The 2,060-nt window shown below is 25.9% G+C and carries 2 protein-coding genes; both read right to left on the reverse strand.

The features are described from left to right. Positions 1-40: 40 nt before the first annotated feature. Complete coding sequence (locus HG1285_RS03655; RefSeq protein ID WP_008288823.1) at positions 41-868, reverse strand: CheR family methyltransferase; 828 nt, start codon at positions 866-868, stop codon at positions 41-43. 8 nt (positions 869-876) lie between these two features. After that, a partial coding sequence (locus HG1285_RS03650) for a chemotaxis protein CheW (RefSeq protein WP_008288824.1) occupies positions 877-2,060 on the reverse strand: 1,184 nt, incomplete at its 5' end.

A 2,060-nucleotide genomic window follows, 5' to 3' on the forward strand; every position in this document is an offset into this window, starting at 1 on the left:
TCTTACACACATATTTAAAAGATTTAGCAAGTTTTCTTTTTTATCCATTTTTTCTATACACAAACACTCCATTTATTTTTTCTTGCCTAAACAATGGAAAATTATTAGGTATTCTTTCAGCATGTCCTAAAAAAAGATAACCGTTGTCGTTTAATATGCTGTAAAAATTTGTCAGTACTTCCAATCTACTTTTTTCTTCAAAATATATAAGCATATTGCGGGAAAAAATGACATCAAATTTTCCAAGTTTTTTCATTGAATATTTATCAAGAACATTTACAACTTTAAAATTCACGGCCTGCCTCAGAAAGTCTTTTACTTTATAATACTTTCCTGTTTTTATAAAATATTTTTGTAAAATTATCGGAGGTACCTTATATACACTTCTCTCTGTATATATACCTGCCTTTGCTTTTTCTACTGCCTTTGAATCTATGTCTATCCCAAGAAGCATAAAATCTCTTTCGTGTACCATATTACCTTCTTCCATTATGTATATTGCTATACTATAAACCTCTTCTCCTGTTGAAGATGGAGCGCTAAGTATATTTATAGAGCTATTTCTATCTTTCCTGTCATTTAAATCTGGCAAAATATTGTTAACTAAAACTTCAAATTGATATTCCTCTCTGAAAAAATAAGTTTCATTTACAGTTATATTACTTAAAACATCTTCAATCAAGTAAGAATTTTTTCTGAATATAAAATCCTTATAAAATTGTTCAAAATTATTATAGCCATACTTTTCCATTAATTTTTGAAATTTCTTATTATAAATAGACACAAGTTTATCGTTATCTATATAAATACCATATTTAGAGCTTATATAATCCCTAAGCCTTTTTAACTTTTCTAATTTCAAGTCCATTTTTATAATTAGTTTTCATTTGATATTAACCAATTAATATTTAATAAATTTACTATTTCTTTATCTAAAATCACATTTCCACCTATTATCGTTTTATTATTGTCAAGCTGAGCTATATTTTCTTCAGGAACAGACACAATATCCTCTATATCAGAAGCTAATATACCTATATATTTCCCATTTTTTTCAATTAAGATAATCCTTACGTTTTCATCAATATTTATTTCCTTATTAAAAACTTCCTCAAAAGAAACCAAGAAAAATGATTGATTTTTATAAGCTGCAAGACCTTTTATAAATTTATTTTCTGTTGGATAATTTGATATATTTACATCGTCATATTCTAAAACTTCTGCAACATCCTCCATTTTAATAGCAAATTTTTCACCAAGTATGTTAATTATTAGAATATCTATTTCTTTATGTTTTGTATGCTGAGTTTTATCTACGCCATCAGTTTTATTATACTTTAAAGAGTATTTACTGATAGCTTCATCTAAAAATTTTTCTGACAAAACAGATACAACTTTTTTATCATAAACAAAAAAATCTTTTAATATATTGTTTTCGTTTGTTCCTTCGTTTATATGGTCTTTTTTTATGGAATATATATCCACAATATCATCAACTTTTATACCAAGACTTTTATTTTCTTTTTCCAGTATCAGTAGGTTTTCTTCTTTTCCATCATTAATTCCAAACAATTTTTTTAAATTTCCAGTCTTTACTGGTGTTCCTTTTACAAGATAAACACCTTCTATCCATTCGTTTTCAAAAGCTATATTCCCCTCAAGATTATCTATATATTCAACCTTTTTAAGATAATCCGTATTTATAGCAAAAGGTTTGTTTCCTAATGTAAATATGATAAAAGTTTTTTCTTCATCATTTTTTTCTTCTTTTATTTTTCTTCCTTTTTGAGCAGTACTTAACTGTTTAAAGGATGGAACTTTTATCTTCAACTTTAAGAATTCTGGGGTTATTTCTTCTAAAACTTTGTCTTGAACTTTATAAAAATTTACAACATCACTTGAACTACCTGTATTTTCTATCTCCTGTATCTTTATAATTTCATCAACAACAAGGGAGTACTGATTGTCGTAAACAGACACAGTTATTGCTGTTTTTCCAATTATATTTTTACATTTTTCTTTTGAAAGACCAAATAAATTTTCTACACATATTAAAAGAT

The sequence above is a fragment of the Hydrogenivirga sp. 128-5-R1-1 genome (genome assembly GCF_000171895.1).

What these genes read in the sequence shown, in the direction of transcription:
- HG1285_RS03655 (WP_008288823.1), bottom strand. Translation starts at nt 868, where the DNA reads ATGGACTTGAAATTAGAAAAGTTAAAAAGGCTTAGGGATTATATAAGC.